This window comes from Aeromonas sp. S16(2024) (genome assembly GCF_041403065.1).
In the GTDB taxonomy this organism is placed as follows: domain Bacteria; phylum Pseudomonadota; class Gammaproteobacteria; order Enterobacterales; family Aeromonadaceae; genus Aeromonas.
Map to the genome: position 1 here is coordinate 51,142 of NZ_JBGLQX010000008.1, position 20,804 is coordinate 71,945.

General features: G+C 61.8%; 19 protein-coding genes and 1 pseudogene. 11 read left to right on the forward strand and 9 right to left on the reverse strand.

The window, feature by feature from the left end; translation table 11 throughout:
* Positions 1-15: 15 nt before the first annotated feature.
* From infB to ACB030_RS07950, 6 genes are all read left to right on the forward strand, one after another.
* Complete coding sequence (infB, locus tag ACB030_RS07925; protein WP_371158893.1) at positions 16-2,712, forward strand: translation initiation factor IF-2; 2,697 nt, start codon at positions 16-18, stop codon at positions 2,710-2,712.
* A gap of 55 nt (positions 2,713-2,767) precedes the next feature.
* Positions 2,768-3,202 carry a 30S ribosome-binding factor RbfA gene (rbfA, locus tag ACB030_RS07930; RefSeq protein ID WP_139745516.1) on the forward strand — a complete coding sequence of 145 codons (435 nt, stop codon included), beginning with the start codon at positions 2,768-2,770 and terminating at the stop codon, positions 3,200-3,202.
* Between the two features lies 1 nt (position 3,203).
* Positions 3,204-4,163 carry a tRNA pseudouridine(55) synthase TruB gene (gene truB, locus ACB030_RS07935; protein WP_371158894.1) on the forward strand — a complete coding sequence of 320 codons (960 nt, stop codon included), beginning with the start codon at positions 3,204-3,206 and terminating at the stop codon, positions 4,161-4,163.
* A 160-nt stretch (positions 4,164-4,323) separates the two neighbouring features.
* Positions 4,324-4,593, forward strand: coding sequence for a 30S ribosomal protein S15 (rpsO, locus tag ACB030_RS07940; RefSeq protein WP_005317514.1), 270 nt, complete (start codon positions 4,324-4,326; stop codon positions 4,591-4,593).
* A 180-nt stretch (positions 4,594-4,773) separates the two neighbouring features.
* Positions 4,774-6,915: a polyribonucleotide nucleotidyltransferase gene (gene pnp, locus ACB030_RS07945; RefSeq protein ID WP_371158895.1), complete on the forward strand. Its 2,142-nt coding sequence runs from the start codon at positions 4,774-4,776 to the stop codon at positions 6,913-6,915.
* Positions 6,916-7,062: 147 nt separating this feature from the next.
* On the forward strand, positions 7,063-8,274 hold the full coding sequence (locus ACB030_RS07950; RefSeq protein WP_371158896.1) for an MDR family MFS transporter: 1,212 nt from the start codon (positions 7,063-7,065) through the stop codon (positions 8,272-8,274).
* Between the two features lie 3 nt (positions 8,275-8,277).
* Here the strand turns inward: ACB030_RS07950 and ACB030_RS07955 are convergent, their stop codons facing one another.
* The gene (locus tag ACB030_RS07955; RefSeq protein WP_371158897.1) at positions 8,278-8,631 is read right to left on the reverse strand and encodes a DsrE/DsrF/TusD sulfur relay family protein; all 354 of its coding nucleotides are present in this window, start codon (positions 8,629-8,631) and stop codon (positions 8,278-8,280) included.
* A gap of 159 nt (positions 8,632-8,790) precedes the next feature.
* On the opposite strand from ACB030_RS07955, the gene ACB030_RS07960 reads away from it, so the two are divergent.
* Entirely contained in the window at positions 8,791-9,183 is a 393-nt protein-coding gene (locus ACB030_RS07960; RefSeq protein WP_371158898.1) for a DUF1090 domain-containing protein, read from the forward strand.
* Positions 9,184-9,257: 74 nt separating this feature from the next.
* On the opposite strand, the gene ACB030_RS07965 is transcribed toward ACB030_RS07960, so the two are convergent.
* Entirely contained in the window at positions 9,258-9,506 is a 249-nt protein-coding gene (locus ACB030_RS07965) for a YfhL family 4Fe-4S dicluster ferredoxin (protein WP_005326658.1), read from the reverse strand.
* Position 9,507: 1 nt separating this feature from the next.
* Positions 9,508-10,869, reverse strand: coding sequence for a tRNA 5-hydroxyuridine modification protein YegQ (gene yegQ / locus ACB030_RS07970; RefSeq protein ID WP_371158899.1), 1,362 nt, complete (start codon positions 10,867-10,869; stop codon positions 9,508-9,510).
* Positions 10,870-11,324: 455 nt separating this feature from the next.
* Between yegQ and ACB030_RS07975 the strand changes: the two genes are divergently transcribed.
* Positions 11,325-12,251, forward strand: a complete 927-nt coding sequence (locus ACB030_RS07975; protein ID WP_005326662.1) for a L,D-transpeptidase family protein — start codon at positions 11,325-11,327, stop codon at positions 12,249-12,251.
* 66 nt (positions 12,252-12,317) lie between these two features.
* Here the strand turns inward: ACB030_RS07975 and ACB030_RS07980 are convergent, their stop codons facing one another.
* From ACB030_RS07980 to fldB, 5 genes and pseudogenes are all read right to left on the reverse strand, one after another.
* A complete protein-coding gene (locus ACB030_RS07980; protein ID WP_162519240.1) occupies positions 12,318-12,713 on the reverse strand; it encodes a VOC family protein in 396 nt (131 codons plus the stop codon).
* 131 nt (positions 12,714-12,844) lie between these two features.
* Entirely contained in the window at positions 12,845-14,185 is a 1,341-nt protein-coding gene (locus tag ACB030_RS07985; protein ID WP_371158900.1) for a TldD/PmbA family protein, read from the reverse strand.
* Positions 14,185-15,585, reverse strand: coding sequence for a TldD/PmbA family protein (locus tag ACB030_RS07990; protein WP_371158901.1), 1,401 nt, complete (start codon positions 15,583-15,585; stop codon positions 14,185-14,187). The genes ACB030_RS07985 and ACB030_RS07990 overlap by 1 nt, the downstream gene beginning before the upstream one ends.
* 255 nt (positions 15,586-15,840) lie before the next feature.
* Positions 15,841-15,942: pseudogene (locus tag ACB030_RS07995) on the reverse strand (flavodoxin FldB); the annotation flags it as partial.
* Between the two features lie 63 nt (positions 15,943-16,005).
* Positions 16,006-16,524 carry a flavodoxin FldB gene (gene fldB / locus ACB030_RS08000; protein ID WP_371158902.1) on the reverse strand — a complete coding sequence of 173 codons (519 nt, stop codon included), beginning with the start codon at positions 16,522-16,524 and terminating at the stop codon, positions 16,006-16,008.
* Between the two features lie 197 nt (positions 16,525-16,721).
* On the opposite strand from fldB, the gene xerD reads away from it, so the two are divergent.
* Positions 16,722-17,633 carry a site-specific tyrosine recombinase XerD gene (gene xerD / locus ACB030_RS08005; protein WP_371158903.1) on the forward strand — a complete coding sequence of 304 codons (912 nt, stop codon included), beginning with the start codon at positions 16,722-16,724 and terminating at the stop codon, positions 17,631-17,633.
* 71 nt (positions 17,634-17,704) lie between these two features.
* Here the strand turns inward: xerD and mscL are convergent, their stop codons facing one another.
* Positions 17,705-18,118: a large-conductance mechanosensitive channel protein MscL gene (gene mscL, locus ACB030_RS08010; RefSeq protein ID WP_371158904.1), complete on the reverse strand. Its 414-nt coding sequence runs from the start codon at positions 18,116-18,118 to the stop codon at positions 17,705-17,707.
* Positions 18,119-18,377: 259 nt separating this feature from the next.
* Here mscL and ACB030_RS08015 point away from each other — a divergent pair, with 259 nt between their 5' ends.
* A complete protein-coding gene (locus ACB030_RS08015; protein ID WP_371158905.1) occupies positions 18,378-19,094 on the forward strand; it encodes a disulfide isomerase DsbC N-terminal domain-containing protein in 717 nt (238 codons plus the stop codon).
* Positions 19,060-20,790, forward strand: coding sequence for a single-stranded-DNA-specific exonuclease RecJ (gene recJ / locus ACB030_RS08020; RefSeq protein WP_371158906.1), 1,731 nt, complete (start codon positions 19,060-19,062; stop codon positions 20,788-20,790). Before ACB030_RS08015 ends, recJ begins: the two co-directional genes overlap by 35 nt.
* Positions 20,791-20,804 lie beyond the last annotated feature (14 nt).

A 20,804-nucleotide genomic window follows, 5' to 3' on the forward strand; every position in this document is an offset into this window, starting at 1 on the left:
AACGGAGGAAAATGAATGGCAGAAGTATCAGTCAAACAACTTGCCACTGACATCGACACGCCGGTTGATCGTCTTCTCCAGCAGTTTGTCGATGCCGGTATCAGCAAGAGCAAGGCCGACGACCTCGTCAGCGAGTCTGAGAAACAGACTCTGCTGGCTCACTTGAAAAAACAGCATGGAGGTGACGAGATCACCGCACCAGCCCGCATGACATTGCAGCGCAAGACCAAGAGCACCCTGAGTGTTCAAGGCACTGGCGGCAAGAACAAGGAAGTGCAGGTTGAAGTGCGCAAGACTCGCACCTATGTAAAACGCTCGGCGCTGGAAGATGAACAGCGTCAGGCGGAAGCCGAGGAAAAAGCGCGTTTGGAAGCAGAAGAAAAAGCTCGTCACGAGGCCGAGAACAAGGCTCGTCTCGATGCTGAAGAGAAGGCTCGCCGTGAGGCTGAGCAGGCTCGTCGTGAAGCTGAGGAAAAGGCGCGGATCGAGGCACAATCAAAGGCTCGACAGGCTCCACAGCCCGCCAAAGTAGCCGCTAGCACAGCTCAGCAAGAGGCAGAAAAGATGGCCAAGCGCGAAGCAGAAGAACTGAAGCGCCAACAGGAACAAACCGCTTTGCAAAAAGCAGAAGAACTCGCCGCCAAGAAAGCCGAAGAGGCTCGTCTCATGGCGGAACAGAACGGCCCTCGCTGGGCTGAAGAAGAAGCTGCTCGCGCCAAAGAGAGCAGTGATTACCATCTGACCACCAACAAGCATGCGCAAGCCGCAGAAGACGAGTTGGACCGGAAGGAAGAGACCAGTCGTCGCACGGCTGCTGCAGCGGTCAAGGCCCCGAAAAAGGCCACTCGCCGCGAAGACGACCGTGACTCCCGCAATCCCCGTGCTCGCAAAGGCAAGCGCGGCAAGGTCGCCATGCCCAACGCCATGAAGCACGGCTTCAACAAGCCTGCCGCCGTGGTGAACCGTGACGTCGTCATCGGCGAGACCATCACTGTGGCCGAGCTGGCCAACAAGATGGCCGTCAAGGGTGTCGAAGTCATCAAGGCGATGATGAAGATGGGCGCCATGGCTACCATCAACCAGGTGATCGATCAGGAGACTGCTCAGCTGGTCGCCGAGGAGATGGGTCACAAGGTATTGCTGCGTCGTGAGAACGAACTGGAAGAGGCGGTACTGTCCGATCGTGACGAGACCTCTGAAGCCAAGCCGCGTGCCCCTGTCGTGACCATCATGGGTCACGTCGACCACGGCAAGACCTCGCTGCTCGACTACATCCGTAAGGCCAAGGTTGCCGCTGGCGAAGCCGGTGGCATCACCCAGCACATCGGTGCCTACCACGTCGAAACCGACAGTGGCATGATCACCTTCCTGGATACTCCGGGTCACGCTGCGTTTACCTCCATGCGTGCCCGTGGTGCCAAGTCGACCGATATCGTGGTACTGGTCGTCGCTGCCGATGACGGCGTCATGCCGCAGACCATCGAAGCCATCCAGCACGCCAAGGCGGCAGAAGTGCCCATCGTGGTTGCGGTCAACAAGATCGACAAGCCTGAAGCGGATCCGGATCGCGTCAAGACCGAGCTGGCCCGTTACAACGTCATGTCCGAAGACTGGGGTGGTGACAGCCAGTTCGTGCACGTCTCCGCCAAGTCTGGCGAAGGCATCGACGATCTGCTGGAAGCCATCCTGATCCAGTCCGAAGTACTGGAGCTGAAAGCGGTCGTCGATGGCATGGCCAGCGGCGTCGTGATCGAGTCCTTCCTGGACAAGGGCCGTGGTCCGGTTGCCACCGTGCTGGTACAAGAAGGTACCCTGCGCCAGGGCGACATCGTGCTGTGTGGTCTGGAATACGGTCGTATTCGTGCCATGCGTGACGAACTGGGTCGCGAGATCAAGGAAGCGGGTCCGTCCCTGCCGGTGGAAATCCTGGGTCTGTCCGGTGTTCCCTCTGCCGGTGACGAAGCCACTGTCGTGCGTGACGAGAAGAAGGCCCGTGAAGTGGCACTCTATCGTCAGGGCAAGTTCCGCGACGTCAAGCTGGCTCGCCAGCAGAAGGCCAAGCTGGAAAACATGTTCGCCAACATGACCGAGGGCGAAGTGTCCGAAGTGAACGTGGTGATCAAGGCCGACGTACAGGGCTCCGTGCAAGCTATCTGCGATGCACTGGTGCAGCTCTCTACCGACGAAGTCAAGGTCAAGATCGTGGGTTCCGGGGTCGGTGGCATCACCGAAACCGACGCTACCCTGGCAGCTGCTTCCAGCGCCATCCTGGTGGGCTTCAACGTCCGTGCCGACGCTTCTGCGCGCAAGGTCATCGAATCCGAGAGCCTGGATCTGCGTTACTACTCCGTCATCTATGACCTGATCGACGAAGTGAAGCAGGCCATGAGCGGCAAGCTGGCCCCTGAGTATCGTCAGGAGATCATCGGTCTGGCTGAAGTCCGTAGCGTCTTCAAGTCACCGAAGTTCGGCGCCGTTGCCGGCTGTATGGTCACCGAAGGTGTGGTCAAGCGCTCCAACCGTATTCGCGTTCTGCGTGACAACGTGGTTATCTATGAAGGCGAGCTGGAATCCCTGCGCCGCTTCAAGGATGACGTCAACGAGGTCCGCAACGGTTACGAGTGTGGTATCGCGGTCAAGAACTACAACGACGTGCGCGAAGGCGACCAGATCGAAGTTTACGAGACCATTGAAATTCAGCGGACTCTGTAAGCCGACAGTTAGAACAAATAGGGGGCTGCGGCCCCCTTTTATCGCAGGATAGAATATGGCCAGAGAATTCAGCCGGACCCGTCGGGTCGGGCAGCAGATCCAGCGTGAAATCGCGCTGATCCTGCAGCGCGAGGTGAAAGACCCGCGCATCGGCATGGTGACTGTCTCCGACGTGGAAGTGTCCAAGGACCTCAACTATGCCAAGATTTACGTCACCTTCTTGCAGCTGGAGAATGACGCCGAGCGGATCAAAGAAGGCCTCAAGGGCCTGACCGAGGCGGCCGGTTACATTCGCAGCCTGCTCGGCAGCGCCATGCGTCTGCGGGTGGTGCCGGAGCTGCGTTTCTACTACGACCAGACCCTGGTCGAGGGGATGCGCCTCTCCAACCTGGTGACCAACACTGTGCGTGAAGACAAGCGTCGCATGACCGAAGCCGGTCGTGAAGAAGACGAAGCCGCACCGGATGATACAACTGAGGATAAAGCCTGAGATGTCTCGAAGACGTCGTTTCAAGGGCCGTGACGTACACGGTATCCTGCTGCTGGACAAGCCGACCGGTCTGACCTCCAACGATGTGTTGCAGAAGGTCAAGCGGATCTACAACGCGGCCAAGGCCGGTCACACCGGCGCCCTGGACCCCCTGGCGACCGGCATGTTGCCGATCTGCCTCGGTGAGGCCACCAAGTTCTCCCAGTATCTGCTGGAGGCGGACAAGCGCTATGAGGTGACCGCCAAGCTGGGCGAGCGCACCAACACCAGCGACTCCGACGGCGAGGTGGTCTCCACCCGTCCGGTGAACGTGGCCGTGGGTACCCTGATCGAGGCGCTGGACCAGTTCCGCGGCCCCATCATGCAGGTGCCGTCCATGTACTCCGCCCTCAAGCACAACGGTCGTCCGCTCTACGAGTACGCCCGTGAAGGCATAGAGATCGAGCGGGAAGCCCGCCCCATCACCGTATTCGAGCTCAAACTGCTGAGCTTTGAAGGGGATGAGGTGCGCCTCGAGGTGCACTGCAGCAAGGGCACCTACATCCGCTCCCTGGTGGACGATCTCGGCGAAGTGCTGGGCTGTGGCGCCCACGTCACCCAGCTGCGTCGTACCCAGGTGGCCAGCTATCCCTACGACAGGATGCTGACCCTGGAGCAGCTCGAGTGCATCTTCGAGCAGGCCAAGGCCGAGAGCATACCGCCGCGGGAGCAGCTGGACCCGCTGCTGCTGCCGATGGATACCGCAGTGGCGTCCCTGCCCGAGGTGAACATGCTGACGGCCGTCGCCGCCTATGTGAATCAGGGTCAGGCAGTGCAGGTGGCGGGTGCACCGCAAAGCGGCCAGGTCCGCATGACGGTGGGTTCTGAGCGCGAGTTCATCGGCGTCGGCGAGATCGACGACGAAGGGCGGGTCGCTCCCAAGCGGCTGGTGCGTTATCACGACGATAACAGCGAGGAGTGATCCTCTGGCGGTATCGCCCTGGCTCACCGGCCAGGGCGCGTGCAGCTCGCTCCTCTTTATCGTTGCGAAAAGGGGCGGCTGCGATTATGATACCGCCCTCATTTCACGGCTGAATTAGAGATTGGCTGTGAACCTTTAAACACTCTACTGGAGTAATACCATGTCTCTAAATGCTGAGATCAAAGCTTCCATCGTTGCTGACAACGCTCGTTGCGCCAACGACACCGGTTCCCCCGAAGTGCAGGTTGCCCTGCTGACTGCCCAGATCAACCATCTGCAAGGTCACTTCAAGGAGCACGCCAAGGATCACCACGGTCGTCGCGGTCTGCTGCGCATGGTTTCCCAGCGTCGTAAGCTGCTGGACTACCTGAAGCGTAAAGACGTTCAGCGTTACGCTGCTCTGATCGCCAAGCTGGGTCTGCGTCGTTAATCGACCATCAGATTTCGCGAAAAAGGGGAACCGTGAGGTTCCCCTTTTTTATGGATCATTTTTATCGCGCGGCAAACCGTTGCCTGCCTCACAGAATGCGTGCCACCGCTTACCTTTTGATGCGAATCAAGTATACTTGCACGCGAATTTAAAGCGCCAAATTGTAAAAAGGAAATTCACGTGAATCCTATTGTAAAGTCATTCCAGTACGGTCAACACACCGTCACCCTGGAAACCGGTGTGATGGCCCGTCAAGCCACTGCGGCCGTCATGGTCAGCATGGACGATACCTGCGTATTTGTGACCGTAGTTGGCAAGAAAGAGGCCGATCACGGCCGTGATTTCTTCCCGCTGACCGTCAACTACCAGGAGCGTACCTATGCTGCTGGTCGTATCCCGGGTGGTTTCTTCCGTCGTGAAGGCCGTCCGAGCGAAGGTGAGACCCTTATCTCCCGCCTGATCGACCGTCCTATTCGTCCGCTGTTCCCGGAAGGCTTCCTCAATGAGGTTCAGGTGGTTGCCACCGTCATGTCCGTGAACCCGGCCGTGTCCCCCGACATCGTTGCCATGATCGGTGCCTCTGCTGCCCTGGCCATCTCCGGTATCCCGTTCGGCGGCCCGATTGCTGCTGCCCGCGTGGGTTACATGAACGGTCAGTACGTGCTGAACCCGACCACCACCGAACTGCCCCAGAGCGACCTGGACCTGGTGGTTGCCGGTACTGCCAACGCCGTGCTGATGGTGGAATCCGAAGCGGCCATCCTCTCCGAAGAGGTGATGCTGGGCGCCGTGGTCTATGGCCACGAGCAGATGCAGGTGGTGATCAACGCCATCAACGAATTCGCCGCCGACGTGGGTACCCAGCCCTGGGACTGGACCCCGCCTGCCGTCAACGAAGCGCTGAAAGCCAAGGTTGCCGAGCTGGCCACCGCCGAACTGGGTGAAGCCTACCGCATCACCGAGAAGGCCGTGCGTTACGCCGCCATCGGTGCCATCAAGTCCCGTGTGGTTGAGCAAGTTATCGCTTCCGGCGTGGAAGAAGATGCCAAGAAGATCGGCGAAGAGTTCCACAGCCTGGAAAGCCGCATCGTCCGTGGCCGTGTGGTCCGTGGCGAGCCGCGCATCGATGGTCGCGATCCGGAAATGATCCGCGCCCTGTCCGTCGGCACCGGCATCCTGCCGCGCGCTCACGGCTCCGCCCTATTCACCCGTGGCGAGACTCAGGCCATCGTGGTTGCGACCCTGGGTACCGAGCGTGACGCCCAGAACATCGACGAGCTCTCTGGCCACCGTGCCGACCGCTTCATGCTGCACTACAACTTCCCGCCGTATTGCGTCGGCGAGACCGGCATGATGGGCAGCCCCAAGCGTCGTGAGATCGGTCATGGTCGTCTGGCCAAGCGCGGCGTTGCTGCCGTGATGCCGAGCGCCGCCGAGTTCCCGTACGTGGTGCGCGTGGTGTCCGAGATCACCGAATCCAACGGTTCCTCCTCCATGGCCTCCGTCTGTGGTTCCTCCCTGGCGCTGATGGACGCGGGTGTGCCGATCAAGGCCTCCGTTGCTGGTATCGCCATGGGTCTGGTGAAGGAAGAAGAAGGTTTCGTCGTGCTGTCCGACATCCTGGGTGACGAAGATCACCTGGGCGACATGGACTTCAAGGTGGCCGGTACTACCCAGGGTATCACCGCGCTGCAGATGGACATCAAGATCGAAGGCATCACCAAAGAGATCATGGAGATTGCTCTCAAGCAAGCTCGTGGCGCTCGCCTGCACATCCTGAAGGTGATGGACGAAGCCATCCAGGCTCCCCGTGCCGAGATCTCCGATTTCGCCCCGCGCATCCACACCATCAAGATCAATCCCGAGAAGATCAAGGATGTCATCGGCAAGGGCGGTTCCGTGATCCGTGCCCTGACCGAAGAGACCGGCACCAACATCGAGCTGGATGATGACGGTACCGTCCGCATCTCTGCCGTTGCCAACGAAGCCGCCATGGAAGCCATCCGTCGCATCGAGGCCATCACCGCCGAGATCGAAGTGAACCGCATCTATGAAGGCAAGGTTGTGCGTCTGGCCGATTTTGGCGCCTTCGTCAACATACTGCCGGGTAAAGACGGTCTGGTGCACATCTCCCAGATCACCGATGCCCGCGTGCAGAACGTGGCCGACTTCCTGAAGATCGGCGATGTGGTGAAGGTGAAGGTACTGGAAGTGGACCGTCAGGGCCGCGTGCGTCTCTCCATCAAGGAAGCGAATGCACCGACCGAAGCCGTCGCCCCGGTTGCCGACGTGGCCGTTGCCGAAGAGCCGGCTGCCGAATAAGGCACCCGTTCTGTGAAGAGCCGACCTCAGGGTCGGCTTTTTTGTGCCTGTCTGCCTGTGGAGACCAGAGAGAAGATGCCTTGTTCCTTTTGGCGCCAATTGCTATAAGGGACGACTCGCCGTCACGTTGTCAAAAGGAAGTGCAGCATGTCATGGGCCTATCTCAGGCAGTTTCCCCCGTTAGTCTGGATCGTCATCCTGGGCACCTTCATGGTGCGCACCACCTTCTTCATGGTCTGGCCCTTTCTCTCCATCCTGCTCTATCGCGACTATGGCCTCTCGGCGACCCTGATCGGCCTCATCCTGGGGGCCACGGCGGCCCTCTCCACCCTGGTCAGCTTCTATGGCGGCTGGCTGTCGGACAAGTGGGGGCGGCGCAACATACTGCTGTTCGGCTGCCTGGTGTCCGCCCTGAGCGTCGCCTTGCTCGGCCTCTCCCATCAGGTGATCTGGCTGGCTCTCGGGGTGATCGGCAGCGGGCTCTCCTACGGGCTCATCGATTCCCCTGGCAAGGCGCTGATGGCCGACAGCCTGGCCGAGCCCAAGGCCCGCGAGCTGGCGCTGCACCTGCGTTACTTTCTGCTCAACCTGGGGGCGGCCATCGGTCCCCTGCTCGGGGTCAGCTACGGCCTGAGCGCTCGGCAGGAGACTTTCCTGCTGCTCAGTGCCAGCTATCTGCTGCTCGGCTTCATCTTCTTCGTCGGTTTTCGACTGGCCGCCTGTCAGCCAAGCCATGCCGCCGGCCCGGGCATGCGCGCCGTGCTGCGGGTGCTCTGGCAGGACAGGGGCTTCCTGCTGCTGACGATGGCCAACATGCTGCTGATGCTGGTCTATGCCCAGTTCGAGTCACCGCTCATCCAATACCTGACCCGGGCGGGCACCCCTGAGGTGGAGCGCCTCATCGGCTGGCTGGTGAGCACCAATGCGCTGACCATAGTGATCCTGCAGTTCCCGCTGCTGCACCTGACCGCCAACTGGTCTATCAAGCGCCGACTGCAGCTCGGGGTCGCCTTCTTCCTCAGCGCCCAGCTGCAGTTCGCGCTCGGGGATACCGCCATCTGGTGGCACTGGATAGTGGCGGTGATCCTGCTCAGCATCGGCGAGTGCATCTTGTTCCCACTGCTCAATGTGCTGGTCGATCAGATGGCGCCGGAGCACCTCAAGGGCAGTTACTTCGGGGCGGCCTCCATGTCCGGGCTCGGGATCGCCATCGGTGCCCTGCTGGGGGGCTGGATCCTGGCCAACTGGGGGGGCAGCTGGCTCTATGGCTGCATGGCGCTGCTCTGCCTGGCGATCCTGATGCTCTATGGCCTGAGTTCCCGGACCTCACGCCCTGCGCTGGTCCGGGCCGAGCCCTGATCCCTAGAAGGTCAGCACCTTGTCGGCCGCCAGAGTCCACTGGGCAAGCAGGGGCAGGGTGCCTACCTCTATGCCCTCGATGAGGGGCAGGGCCGTGATGCCCCGCGCGTCCGTGCAGCTCTTGCACAGCCGGATGACTGTGCCCTGTGCCAGCAGGATCTCCAGCATCTGGCGAAGGTTGTAACCCTCGGCGGGGGATTGGCCCGCCAGGGCGGCGCTGACTGCGTCTGACATCAGGAAGAGTTTCAGGTCGATGTCTTCCTGCTCGTTGAGGGCTATCCCCAGGCGCAGGGCATTGAACAGGGTTTCGCTGCCATAGGGGGCACCGTTGGCGATGATGACGATCTGTTGCTTCATGGGACTCTCCGGGTTGAAAGGGGCATTGTAGCGTCGCCGGCATGGCGGCGGCATGACCCAGTGCAAACTCTGTCGTAGCCCTTTCCCTGTGCCTTGACCTCGGGGGATGAGTCAGGTTTCATAGGCGGCCATCCAGTATGACAGAGCAAAGAGGTCGTTATGTGGAAGATTGCCGGAATAGGATTATTGCTGTTGGCCGGACAGGCCTATGGCAGTGAAAACGTCGGCTGCAAGGCCAGGCATCAGGCAGTGACCGAGCAGTTGAGCTTCGCCCGGGCGCACGATAACGCCGAGCAGGTGGCGGGCCTGGAGCAGGCCCTGCGCAACATCGAGACCCATTGCACCGATGCCGGCCTCGTCGAGGAGCAGCAAGAGAAGGTCGCCAAGCAGAAGCAAGAGGTGGAGGAGCGCCTGGCGGATCTGCAGAGCGCCCGGGTCTCTGGCAAGCCGGACAAGATCGCCAAGAAGCAGGTCAAGCTGGAGGAGTCCCAGGCCGAGCTGCTGGAGGCCCAACGCGAGCTTGAGGCGCTGCAGAAGCTGGTCAAGCCCTGAGTGGGTTGTAGCGCAATAGAAAAAGCCGGGCATGCCCGGCTTTTTCTATTTCTGGATGACCCGCAGGTCCGGCACTACTGCCTGTGCATCAGCACAAACTTGTCCATCAGCTGCTCTTCGGTCTCCACGTGGGCGGGATCCCAGATGATGCAATCGATAGGGCAGACGCTGATGCAGGTGGGCTTCTCATAGTGGCCGACGCACTCGGTGCAGCGATCCGGATCTATCTCGTAGATCTTCTCCCCCAGGCTGATGGCCTGGTTCGGACACTCGGGATCGCACATGTCACAGTTGATGCACTTGTCGGTGATGAGCAGCGCCATCTCAGGCCGCCGAGTGGGGCTGACGGGTGTCCTGACGATCGCCCAGGTTGCGCAGCAGTATGCCGTAGTTGACGTCGATCTCTTTGGGGACGGGCACATAGACAACGTGGCCGTTGCCCGGCGCGGTGTCGATAAGCTCGCCCTTGCGGTTCTGCATCTGCTCCAGGTTGAAGCTGACGTTGCCCTGCGGCGTCATCAGCTCCAGGCTGTTGCCCACCAGGAACTTGTTTTTCACTTCCACTTCCACCATGTCGCCCTGGCGACCGGTGATCTCGCCGACGAACTGCTGGGTGTCGGAGACCGAGTAGCCGTAGTCGTAGTTCTGGTACTCGCTGTGGTTGTGACGGCGCAGGAAGCCCTCGGTGTAGCCGCGGTGGGCCAGGTTCTCGAGGGTGCCCATCAGGGTCGGATCGAACGGACGACCGGCGACCGCATCGTCGATGGCCTTGCGATAGACCTGGGCGGTACGGGCGCAGTAGTAGAAGGACTTGGTGCGGCCTTCGATCTTCAGGGAGTGCACTCCCATTTTGGTCAGGCGCTCCACGTGCTCGACGGCGCGCAGATCCTTGGAGTTCATGATGTAGGTGCCGTGCTCGTCCTCGAACGCCGTCATGTACTCGCCGGGGCGGTTGGACTCTTCCAGCAGCACCAGGGCATCGCTCGGCTTGCCGAGCCCAAGGGTGTTGTCCGGGCGCACGGCGATGGGCTCCTGACGGTGGACGATTTGGCCCACGTCATCTTCCTTGCCCTCGTGCACCTTGTACTCCCAGCGGCAGGAGTTGGTGCAGGTGCCCTGGTTGGGGTCGCGCTTGTTGATGTAGCCGGAGAGCAGGCAGCGGCCCGAATAGGCCATGCACAGCGCGCCGTGGACGAAGACTTCCAGCTCCATCTCGGGCACCTGCATGCGGATCTCTTCGATCTCGTCGAGGGACAATTCGCGGGAGAGAATGGCGCGGGTCAGGCCCATCTGATGCCAGAACTTCACCGTGGCCCAGTTGACCGCGTTGGCCTGCACCGAGAGGTGAATGGGCATCTCCGGGAAGGCTTCGCGCATCATCATGATGAGGCCGGGGTCTGACATGATGAGCGCATCCGGCTTCATGTCCACCACGGGGCGCATGTCGCGGATGAAGGTCTTGAGCTTGGAGTTGTGGGGCTGGATGTTGGCCACCACATAGAACTGCTTGCCCAGCGCGTGGGCTTCGTTGATGCCGAGCTGCAGATTCTCGTGATCGAATTCGTTGTTGCGTACCCGCAGGCTGTAGCGCGGCTGGCCCGCATAGACGGCGTCGGCGCCATAGGCATAGGCGTAACGCATATTCTTGAGGGTCCCGGCGGGGGAGAGCAATTCTGGTCTGAACATGTTGGACTCTTTCTGTCTGATTGCAAATCAGGACGGCGCCACCTGATGGCGCCGTATAGGGTCATCGGCATGGTGCGACCGTACTCGACGCACGGCCACCCGATGAGGTACACCCAGAGCACGAGATGACTCGATACTCCTGATAAAAGGGGTGCGAGATTGTACTCGTGACGGCGCCATCATGCAATTTGGCGCTAGGGTGGCGGGCCGGATGCATGTTCATTTTGCGCTCAGATTGGCGATGTTAGGGTAACAGGCACCCGATACGGTCGATTGTTGGGGGGAGAATGGATCTTTTCCGCGAAAAAGCCCCCTCTTCAAGTTGAAATTTTGTCCGACTCGGGAAAGAATGCGCGCTCGGTATTGGCCTCGGGCGAGAGCGACTCGTGACAAGGGGCAGACCGAGGATGAACCGGCTTCAGGCCAACAGGTACAGGAAACCATACAGGAATTTTATGAATCCCCTTCGCATTGCCGCTTCGGCCCTTTTTTGCACTCTGACCCTGGTCAGCCAGCAGGCCGCCGCCGTTGAATACGCGCTGCCAGCCGCCAACAGCCGTCTGATCGGTGAGAACCAGGAATACGTGGTGCCCGCAGACAATCGTCCGCTGGAGCAGATCGCCGCCGACTTCCAGCTGGGCCTGACCAACATCATGGAAGCGAATCCGGGCGTCGACCCCTATCTGCCGACGCCGGGCAGCAAGCTGACCATTCCGCATCAGCTGATCCTGCCGAATGCGCCGCGCGAGGGGATCGTCATCAACGTGGCCGAGATGCGTCTCTACTACTACCCGAAAGGCAAGAACGTGGTGCAGGTGCTGCCCATCGGCATCGGCCAGCTGGGGGTCAACACCCCGGAGAACTGGATCACCAAGGTTGAGCGCAAGCGCGCCAACCCGACCTGGACCCCGACCGAGAACATCCGTCGCCGTTACGCCGCCCAGGGCAAGACACTGCCTGCGGTCTGGCCGGCCGGTCCGGACAACCCCATGGGCCTGCACGCCCTCTATATCGGCAACCTGTATGCCATCCATGGCACCAACGCCACCTTCGGCATTGGCCTGCGGGTGAGCAGCGGCTGCGTGCGTCTGCGCGCCGATGACATCAAGTACCTGTTCGACAACGTGCCGGTCGGCACCCGCGTCCAGTTCGTCAACCAGCCGGTCAAGACCACGGTCGAGCCGGATGGCGGTCGTTACATGGAAGTGCACGAGCCGCTGTCGCGTACCGAGGAGGAGTTCAACTCCACCGCCTCGGTGCCGCTCCCCATGACCCCGGCCACCACCCGCTTCATCGCCCACATGGACAGCGATTCCAACGTGGTCAAGCAGGTGCTGGAACAGCGTACCGGCATGCCGACCCGCCTCAATCCCGAAGCCTGATCGCTTCTGCGAGACGCTCGGTAACAATAACGGCGACCCCAGGGTCGCCGTTATTGTTTATGTGACTCAAGGGGCGGGCGGGGCATAGAGGGCCAGCCAGTTGCCTTCGGTATCCTCTATGATGACCCGTGAGCCGTGGCCGCTGCCGATGGAGTGCAGGGGTTCGAGCACCCGCCCGCCGAGCCGGGGAACCAGCTGCTCGGCCTCCTGCAGCCTGTCACCCAGGGAGAGATAGATGAGGGGACCGGCGCCACCGGGCTGGTGGTATTTGTCCATGGGGCCGAGACAGGCCGCCGCGTTGCTGCCATCGTAGCGCAGCATGGCAAAACGCATCTCCTCCTCCTGTATGGGGGTGACCTGCACATCGAGCAGGGCCGAGTAGAAGTCCATGGCACGATCCAGATCCCGTGTCGGAATGTCGGCCCAGACCAGGGTGTTGTCCATCTTCGTATTCTCCAGCATGTTCCGGCCGATGCGGTCGGTGGCTCTTTGAGGGTAGGAGTGGCCGAACAGGGGCGCCATCAATGAAAAAACGGCGCCTGATGGCGCCGCTTTTGGATGGGGAAGATAACTGCTTTTCCCGCTAGATACAGTCACTTGCCTGCGATGTTCAGCCCGCCAATGCGGATCAGCGGCGCGTAGAATCCCTTGCCATCGTTGTGATGCAGGGTGTCACCGACCGCTTCCAGCTCCCCGAGCAGGCGGTAGAAGTTACCCGCCACCGTGATGCCGCGCACCGGCTGGACGCGAACGCCGTCCCGGCACAGGAACCCCGAGGCGCCGAACGAGAAGTCGCCGCTCACCGCATCGGCACCGGAGTGCAAACCGTCCAGCTTGAGCAGCTCCAGATAGTCGCCGCTCTGCACCTCGCCCTCGCTGTGAGGACCTGTGCCAAACACCAGATGGCGGGCGGTTACATCCAGCGCGCTGCGGGCGCTGCGGGCCGCCGAGCCGTTGCTCGTCACGCCGAAGTGGCGGGCGGTGGCGCTGTTGTGCAGCAGGGTTTTCAGCTCCCCCTCGCCAATCAGCAGCAGATCCGAGGTGGCTGTCCCCTCGCCATCGAACGCCTTGATGTTCATGCCGCCCGGCATATAGGCCCTGCTTTCCAGGGTGAGCCAGCGTGACGCCACGCTCTGTCCCACCTTGTCTCGCCAGGGGTTGATCCCCTGCTGGGCCCACTTGCCCGACAGCGCCCCCTGGAAGCAGCCAAACAGGCTGGCGAAGCAGTTGGTGCTGAAAATGGCGCTGTAGCGACCGCTCGGCACCGCTTCACCGGGCAGCAGGCCATCGGCGATGGCGTAGATTTGTTCGATAAGGGCCTGGCTGTCGAGCTCGTCGAAGCGGCGGCCATACTGCCCTTGCGAGTGCATCGACTGGCGGCCATCCCGCTCTACCAGCGCCGAGGTATAGCAGCCGACGCTGAATTCACTGTGCTGGCAGAGGCTGCCCAGGCTGTTGGCGAGCCAGAGGCGGCTCTCCCCCTCGAAGAAGCTGTTGTAGGGGGCCCCGGTCACATCGGGCATGGCCAGCATGTCAGATTCCAGGCGCAGGGCCAGGGCGATCTTCTCCTCCACCGCCGTGGTATCGGGCTGGTTTATTTCGGCGCAGTCGGTGCTGATCCGGCTGCCGGCAACCGAGATGCGCTGATCCGGGTCCACCTTGGCAAAGCGGCTGGCATCCAGTGCATCCTGCAGCATGGCATCGAGGGCCGCCTCATCGAGGGATTCCGAGTAGGCGATGCCGACCCGTCCATCCTTGATGAGACGAATGCCGAGCTGCTGGCTGCTGGTGACCTTGTATTCCCCGAGCTCCCCCTTGTCGGCCTTGAGGGAGAAGGCTTTGTCCTGATTGGCGATGACGTCCGCCTCGGCGCCAAGGTCCGCGACCTTCTCCAGCAGGCGGGTGAGCAGTTGGTTCATGTCGAGTGTGCTCATCAGGCGTTCCCTCCTACCAGTATCTTGTCAACTTTCAAGGCGGGTTGGCCGACAGAGGTGGGCACAGAGCCCGAGACGGAGCCGCACATACCGGCGGCCAGCGCCAGATTGCGCCCGACCATGGAGATCTCTTTGAGCACTTGCGGGCCGGTGCCGATCAGGGTCGCCGACTTGAGCGGGCGGGTGATCTTGCCGTGCTCGATGAGATAGGCTTCCTGCACGTTGAAGTTGAACTCGCCGGTACCCGGTTGCACCGAGCCGCCCCCCATCTTCTTGGCGTAGATGCCGTGCTCGACGGTGGCCAGCATATCGTCGAGGCTGTGGCTGCCCGGTTCGATATAGGTGTTGCGCATGCGCGAGGTGGGGGCGTATTTGTAGGATTCGCGCCTTCCCGAGCCGGTGCGGGCATGGCCTGTCTTGAGGGCGCCCATTCTGTCCACCAGAAAACCGGTCAGCACGCCGTCCTTGATGAGCTGGGTGTGCTGGGTCGCCATCCCTTCGTCATCGACGTTGATGGAGCCCCAGGCGTTGCTCTGCAAGCCTTCATCCACGGCGCTGACCGCCGGATTGGCGATCAGCTGGCCCATCTTGTCGTGGAATACCGAGGCCTTCTTGGCGACCGAGGTGGTCTCCAGCAGATGGCCGCAGGCCTCGTGGAAGATGACGCCGCCAAAGCCGCTCTCCATGATGACCGGCAGGGTGCCGCTCGGGCAGGGGGCTGCACCCAGCTTCACCAGTGCCTGGCGAGTGGCGGTGAGCGCCAGCTCGCGCGGATCGATACGATCTGCGTGTTCCCAGCCCATCAGGGCGCCGGGCGCCTCATAGCCCACGCTCTGCTCGCCCCCCTCAACGGCGATGGTCTGGGCCATGATGCGGTTGTAGTGGCGGCGATCGCTCACCTGCAGCCCTTCGCTGTTGAAGATCTCCACCTCCTGCTCCCAGCCCAGCACGTTGCCGGAGAACTGGCTCACCTTGCTGCTTTCGGCGCGAGCCACCGCATCCATGGCGTGCAGATAGGCAATCTTCTGCTCCAGCTGCTTGTCGGCCGAGAGCGGCAACGCTACCGGGTTGCGATCGGTCAATCGGGTGAAATCGAAGGCGGTGGCGGTGACCACGGGGTCACGCCTGTCCTTGGCCGCCAGCAGGCTGACGATGCGCAGCAGCTCGTCGCGGCTGGCCAGGTTGGTGTAGCCGTAGAGCACCTTGTGGCCGTAGCACAGGCGCACGCCTATGCCGAAATCGAGGCCGCCGCTGATGTTCTCTATCTGGCTGGAGAGCAGGCTGAGCTGGCTGCGGCGCTTGCGCTCCACAAACAGCTCGGCGAAGTCGGCACCCAGCGCCAGCGCGTGATCGAGCACGTCGCGGGCTATGGTGGGGGCCAACAGGGAGAATGAGGTCATAGAATTTCCTTTTCTGATCTGTCCGTTTGCTTCCGACACCGGGTGTTAGGTTGTTATAGGGTGTCGAACCCATTGTTGCAGACCAGCAGTAAAAAGTCGCTATAGCGTCAGACGATGATACCGTTCGAGATAATCGGTGCGATAACTGCGCCCGGCAGCCAGTGTGGTCGGCTGCCGGCAGGGGAGATCAACACCGCTTTCGGTGCTCGATGAGGACGCCGGGCCGTCGACGCTCTTTGGCGCCGCCAGGCGGGATCACAGCAGCTCGTGGATCTCATTCAGGATCTGATCGACCCACTGCTCGATGCGGGATTCGGTCTGGTCGTACTGATTGGCGTCATCGAGGGCCAGGCCGACGACAAGATGGTGGCCATCGTCGCTCCGCATCCAAGGGATCATCGAACATGCAAGCTACCTGGATCACAGCAGCTCGTGGATCTCATTCAGGATCTGATCGACCCACTGCTCGATGCGGGATTCGGTCTGGTCGTACTGATTGGCGTCATCGAGGGCCAGGCCGACGAAGTGACGGCCATCGTCGATCAGTGCCTTGGAGGCATCGAACTCGTACCCCTCGTTGGGCCAGTAACCCACCAGCCTGACCCCCTTGGGCACCAGCTGATCGTGCAACAGGCCAAGAGCATCCTGATACCACTCGCCGTACCCCAGCTGATCGCCCATGCCGAACAGGGCGATGATGCATCCTTCCAGAGGCACATCCTTGATGTCTTCCCAGCGGGATTCCCAATCTTCCTGCAGCTCGCCGAAGTCCCAGGTGGAGATGCCGAGGATCAGGATGTCGTACTCCTGCATGCGGGCCAGGGGTACATCCTTGATGTTGTGGAGATCAACCAGCTCGGGGCCAATGAGGGCGCGGATCTTCTCGGCGGCCATCTCGGTGTAGCAGGTGGTTGAGCCGTAAAACAAACCTATCTTCATCGCTCTTCTCTTGATCGCAGTAGGCAAGGGGGGGTCGGGCAACCATGGGTTGGACCGCCCGAGTGAGGGCGCCAGTCTAGCAGATTGCCCCTCGTGCTTCACCGCCTGCTATGCCTGCCGGGGAAGCGCAAGCCCCTGATGTGCGCGCCGGCCTGGCAGGCTACAATGGGCCACCGTTTGCCCAAGACCGACACCCCATGACCAAGCCAGCCCCTGCCGTGCACAACCATCCCCTGATCGAGCCCTTCCTCGATGCCCTCTGGCTGGAGCGGGGACTGTCCGACAATACGGTCAGCTCCTATCGCTCGGATCTGGAAAAGTTTGCCCTCTGGCTCGATGGGCAGGGGGGCTCCCTGCTGCTGGCGGGGATGGACGACATCCAGCACTACCTCGCCTGGCGGGTTGACCAGCAGTTTGCGGCCAGCAGCACGGCCCGCTTCCTCTCGGCCCTGCGCCGCTTCTATCAGTATCTCAATCGGGAAAAATTGCGCAGCGACGACCCGACAGTGCTGCTGGAGGGGCCCAAGTTGCCCAAGAAGCTCCCCTCCGATTTGAGCGAGGCCGAGGTGGATGCGCTGCTCACGGCGCCCCTGGTGGATGATCCGCTGGAGCTGCGGGACAAGGCGATGCTCGAGCTGCTCTATGCCACCGGGCTGCGGGTCTCCGAGCTGGTGGGGCTCACCGCCGAGCATGTCAGCCTGCGCCAGGGGTTGGTGCGGGTGGTGGGCAAGGGCAACAAGGAGCGGCTGGTGCCCATGGGGGAGGAGGCGGTGTACTGGCTGGAGCGCTACTACAGGGAGGCCCGCATCCTGCTGCTGGGGGGCACCAGCTCGGACGTGGTCTTCCCCTCCAAGCAGGCCAGGATGATGACCCGCCAGACCTTCTGGCATCGCATCAAGCTCTATGCCCAGCGGGCGGGGATCAGGGGGGAACTCTCCCCCCACACCCTGCGCCACGCCTTTGCCACCCATCTGCTCAACCACGGCGCCGATCTGCGGGTGGTGCAGATGCTGCTGGGACATGCGGATCTCTCCACCACCCAGATCTACACCCATGTAGCCAACGAGCGGCTCAAGGCGCTCCATGGGGAGCACCATCCCCGGGCTTGACTTGCCCCGGCTGCAAACAAAAAAAACGCCAAGCGGCGTTTTTTTCATCACTGCACGACAGGAGCTGGCGCTTATTTTCCCTGCTGGGATTTGAGCAGATCGCGGATCTCGGTCAACAATTCCTGATCCTTGGTCGGGCCGGCTGGCGCGGCGGCTTGCTCTTCTTCCTGCTTCTTCTTGAGGGTGTTGATGGCCTTGAGCCCCATGAAGATGGCGAAGGAGATGATCAGGAAGTCGATGCAGGTCTGGATAAACTTGCCGTAGGCGATGACCACGGCCGGGATGTCACCTTCGGCGGCCTTCAGGGTGACAGCGAGGTCGCTGAAGTCCACTCCCCCCAGGATGAGGCCGATGGGAGGCATGATGACGTCGCCCACGAAGGAGGAGACTATCTTGCCGAAGGCGGCACCTATGATGATACCGACCGCCATGTCGATGACGTTGCCTCTGGCCGCAAAGGCCTTGAACTCTTTAATCAGACTCATTTTTCCCCCTAAAAACGGACAGCATGCGGTCTGACCGCATCGCTACTTGAACGATAAAACATCAATAAAACAGAGGGATGACCATGGTGTCTCCCGTCGTCCTGATTAGCTTGCTGGGCCTTAGCCCAATTGGCAACCTGTCAGGTCGGGATTTTTTTGCGGCAGGTTCTATTAACAAATCTCTGATTAAGGTGTTGGGACAAGGATGTGTACTGAGTTACCTTATGAATCCATTCAATCATGCTAAGTGAGCAATCAAGTGCGACATTTACTGCTGGGAATGATGCTGCTGTGCACCTTTGCTGCCAGTGCGGGGATGGACCCCCAGCTGTTGAAACAGACCATAGGGCAGCGGCTCGGGGTGCAGGTCTTCCTGGTGGACGAGACCCCGGTGCCGGGTCTCTATCTGCTGGGCACGGCCCAGGGGCTGATCTACAGCGATGCCAAAGGCGACTATGTGCTGCAGGGCTCCATGCTGGATCTGGCCCACGACATGCAAAATCTCACCCGCCTGAGCCAGCAACAGCAGCGCCGGCTGGCGCTGGAGCAAGTAGGCGAGGCACGGCTCTGGCTCAAGGCACCAAACGAGCACTACCGTGTTACCCTGTTTACCGATCTCGGCTGCCGCCGCTGTCACGCCGTTCTGGACGAGCTGCCCCAGTTGCAGGCCAGAGGGGTGAGCGTGCAGGTGCTGCCCCTGGCTGCGCCTTTCGCCAAGCTGGCCGAGACGCAGGCGCTCTGGTGCGATCCCGCGCTCCTGGGTGAACTCAGTCTCAGTGATCGTTTGCCTGCGGCCGGATGTAATGAGATCCTTGCCCATCATATCGGCCTGAGCCAGTGGCTCGGGATCAAGGCGTCACCGAGCTGGGTCCTGCCAAACGGGGATCTGGTGCGGGGATATCAGAGCCCTGAACAACTGCTCAAGATACTGGATCACATCAATGCCCCTGCAAATCCGTCGTCGTCCGCGAGTTGATGATTCCCATCTGCCCGCTACTTTGCACCCACTGCTTCGTCAAATCTTCGCCAGCCGCGGCGTGGAGGATCCCGCCCTGCTGGAGCGCAGCGCCAGCCAGCTGCTGCCGCCCCAGCGCCTGTTCGGCATGGAGCAGGCGGTGCCCCTGCTGGCGGATGCCCTGACGGCGCAGCAGCGCATCCTGATCGTCGGCGACTTCGACTGCGACGGCGCCACCAGCTCGGCCCTGTGTGTGCTGGCGCTGCGGGCCATGGGGGGCCATCACGTCGACTTTCTGGTGCCCAACCGCTTCGAGTTCGGCTACGGCCTCACCCCCGAAATCGTCGAGCTGGCGGTGGCACGGGGCGCCGAGTTCCTGATCACTGTGGACAACGGCATCTCCAGCATTGCCGGGGTGGCGGCGGCCAAGGCGGCCGGGATGCGGGTACTGGTTACCGATCACCACTTGCCGGGCCAGGATCTGCCTGATGCCGATGCGATAGTGAACCCCAACCAGCGTGGTTGCGACTTCCCCTCCAAGTCCCTGGCCGGGGTCGGGGTGGCCTTCTATCTGATGGCGGCCCTCAACACCCACCTGCGCCAGAGCGGCTGGTATGATCGCCAGGGCATTCGCGCCCCCAATGTGGCGGACTATCTCGATCTGGTGGCGCTTGGCACCGTCGCCGACGTGGTGGCGCTGGATGGCAACAACCGCATCCTGGTCCATCAGGGGCTGCAACGGATCCGGGCCGGTCGCTGCCGCCCCGGCATCCAGGCGCTGGTGGATGTCTCCGGCCGTGATGGCCGCCGCCTGTGCGCCGCCGATCTCGGCTTTGCCCTGGGGCCCCGCCTCAATGCGGTGGGCCGGCTCGATGACATGTCCCTCGGGGTCGCCTGTCTGCTCAGCGATGACATCAACCTGGCGCGCCAGCTTGCGGCCGAGATGGACAGCCTCAATCAGGAGCGCAAGGAGATAGAGCAGGGGATGCAGCAGGAGGCCCTCGCCACCCTGGAGCAGATCCGTTTTCGTGATGGCGAAGTCCCCTCCGGCATAGTGCTGCACAGGGACGAGTGGCATCAGGGGGTGGTGGGGCTGGTGGCCTCCAAGGTGAAGGAGAAGTACTACAGACCCGTGATCGCGTTTGCGCAGAGCAGCGACACCGAGCTCAAGGGTTCGGGCCGCTCCATCCCCGGGGTGCACCTGCGCGACGCCCTCGAGCTGCTCGATACCCGCCATCCCGGCCTGATGGGCAAGTTTGGCGGCCACGCCATGGCGGCCGGGCTGACCCTGCCCAAGGCCAATATCGAGGCGTTCGGCCGGGCGTTTGAAGCCGTCATCGCCGAGCTGGTGACCCCGGAGCTGCTGACCGGGGTGCTGCTCACCGATGGCGAGCTGCTGCCGGACGAGCTCAGCCTGGAGCTGGCGGAGCTCATCCGCGCCTCCGGCCCCTGGGGTCAGGCCTTCCCCGAGCCGCTGTTCGACGGCGAGTTCGTGCTGGTGGCGCAGCGGCTGGTGGGGGAGAAACACCTCAAGATGATGCTGACCACGGATACCGGTCATGCGGTGGATGCCATCGCCTTCGGGGTGGATCTCAAGCGCTGGCCCGATGCCTCGGTGAAACGGGTGCGGCTGGTCTACCGGCTCGACGTCAACGAGTGGCGCGGCAATCGCAGCGTTCAGCTGCTGGTGGAGCATCTGGAGGCCGCCGGTCTCTAGTGGGCAGTCGCCAT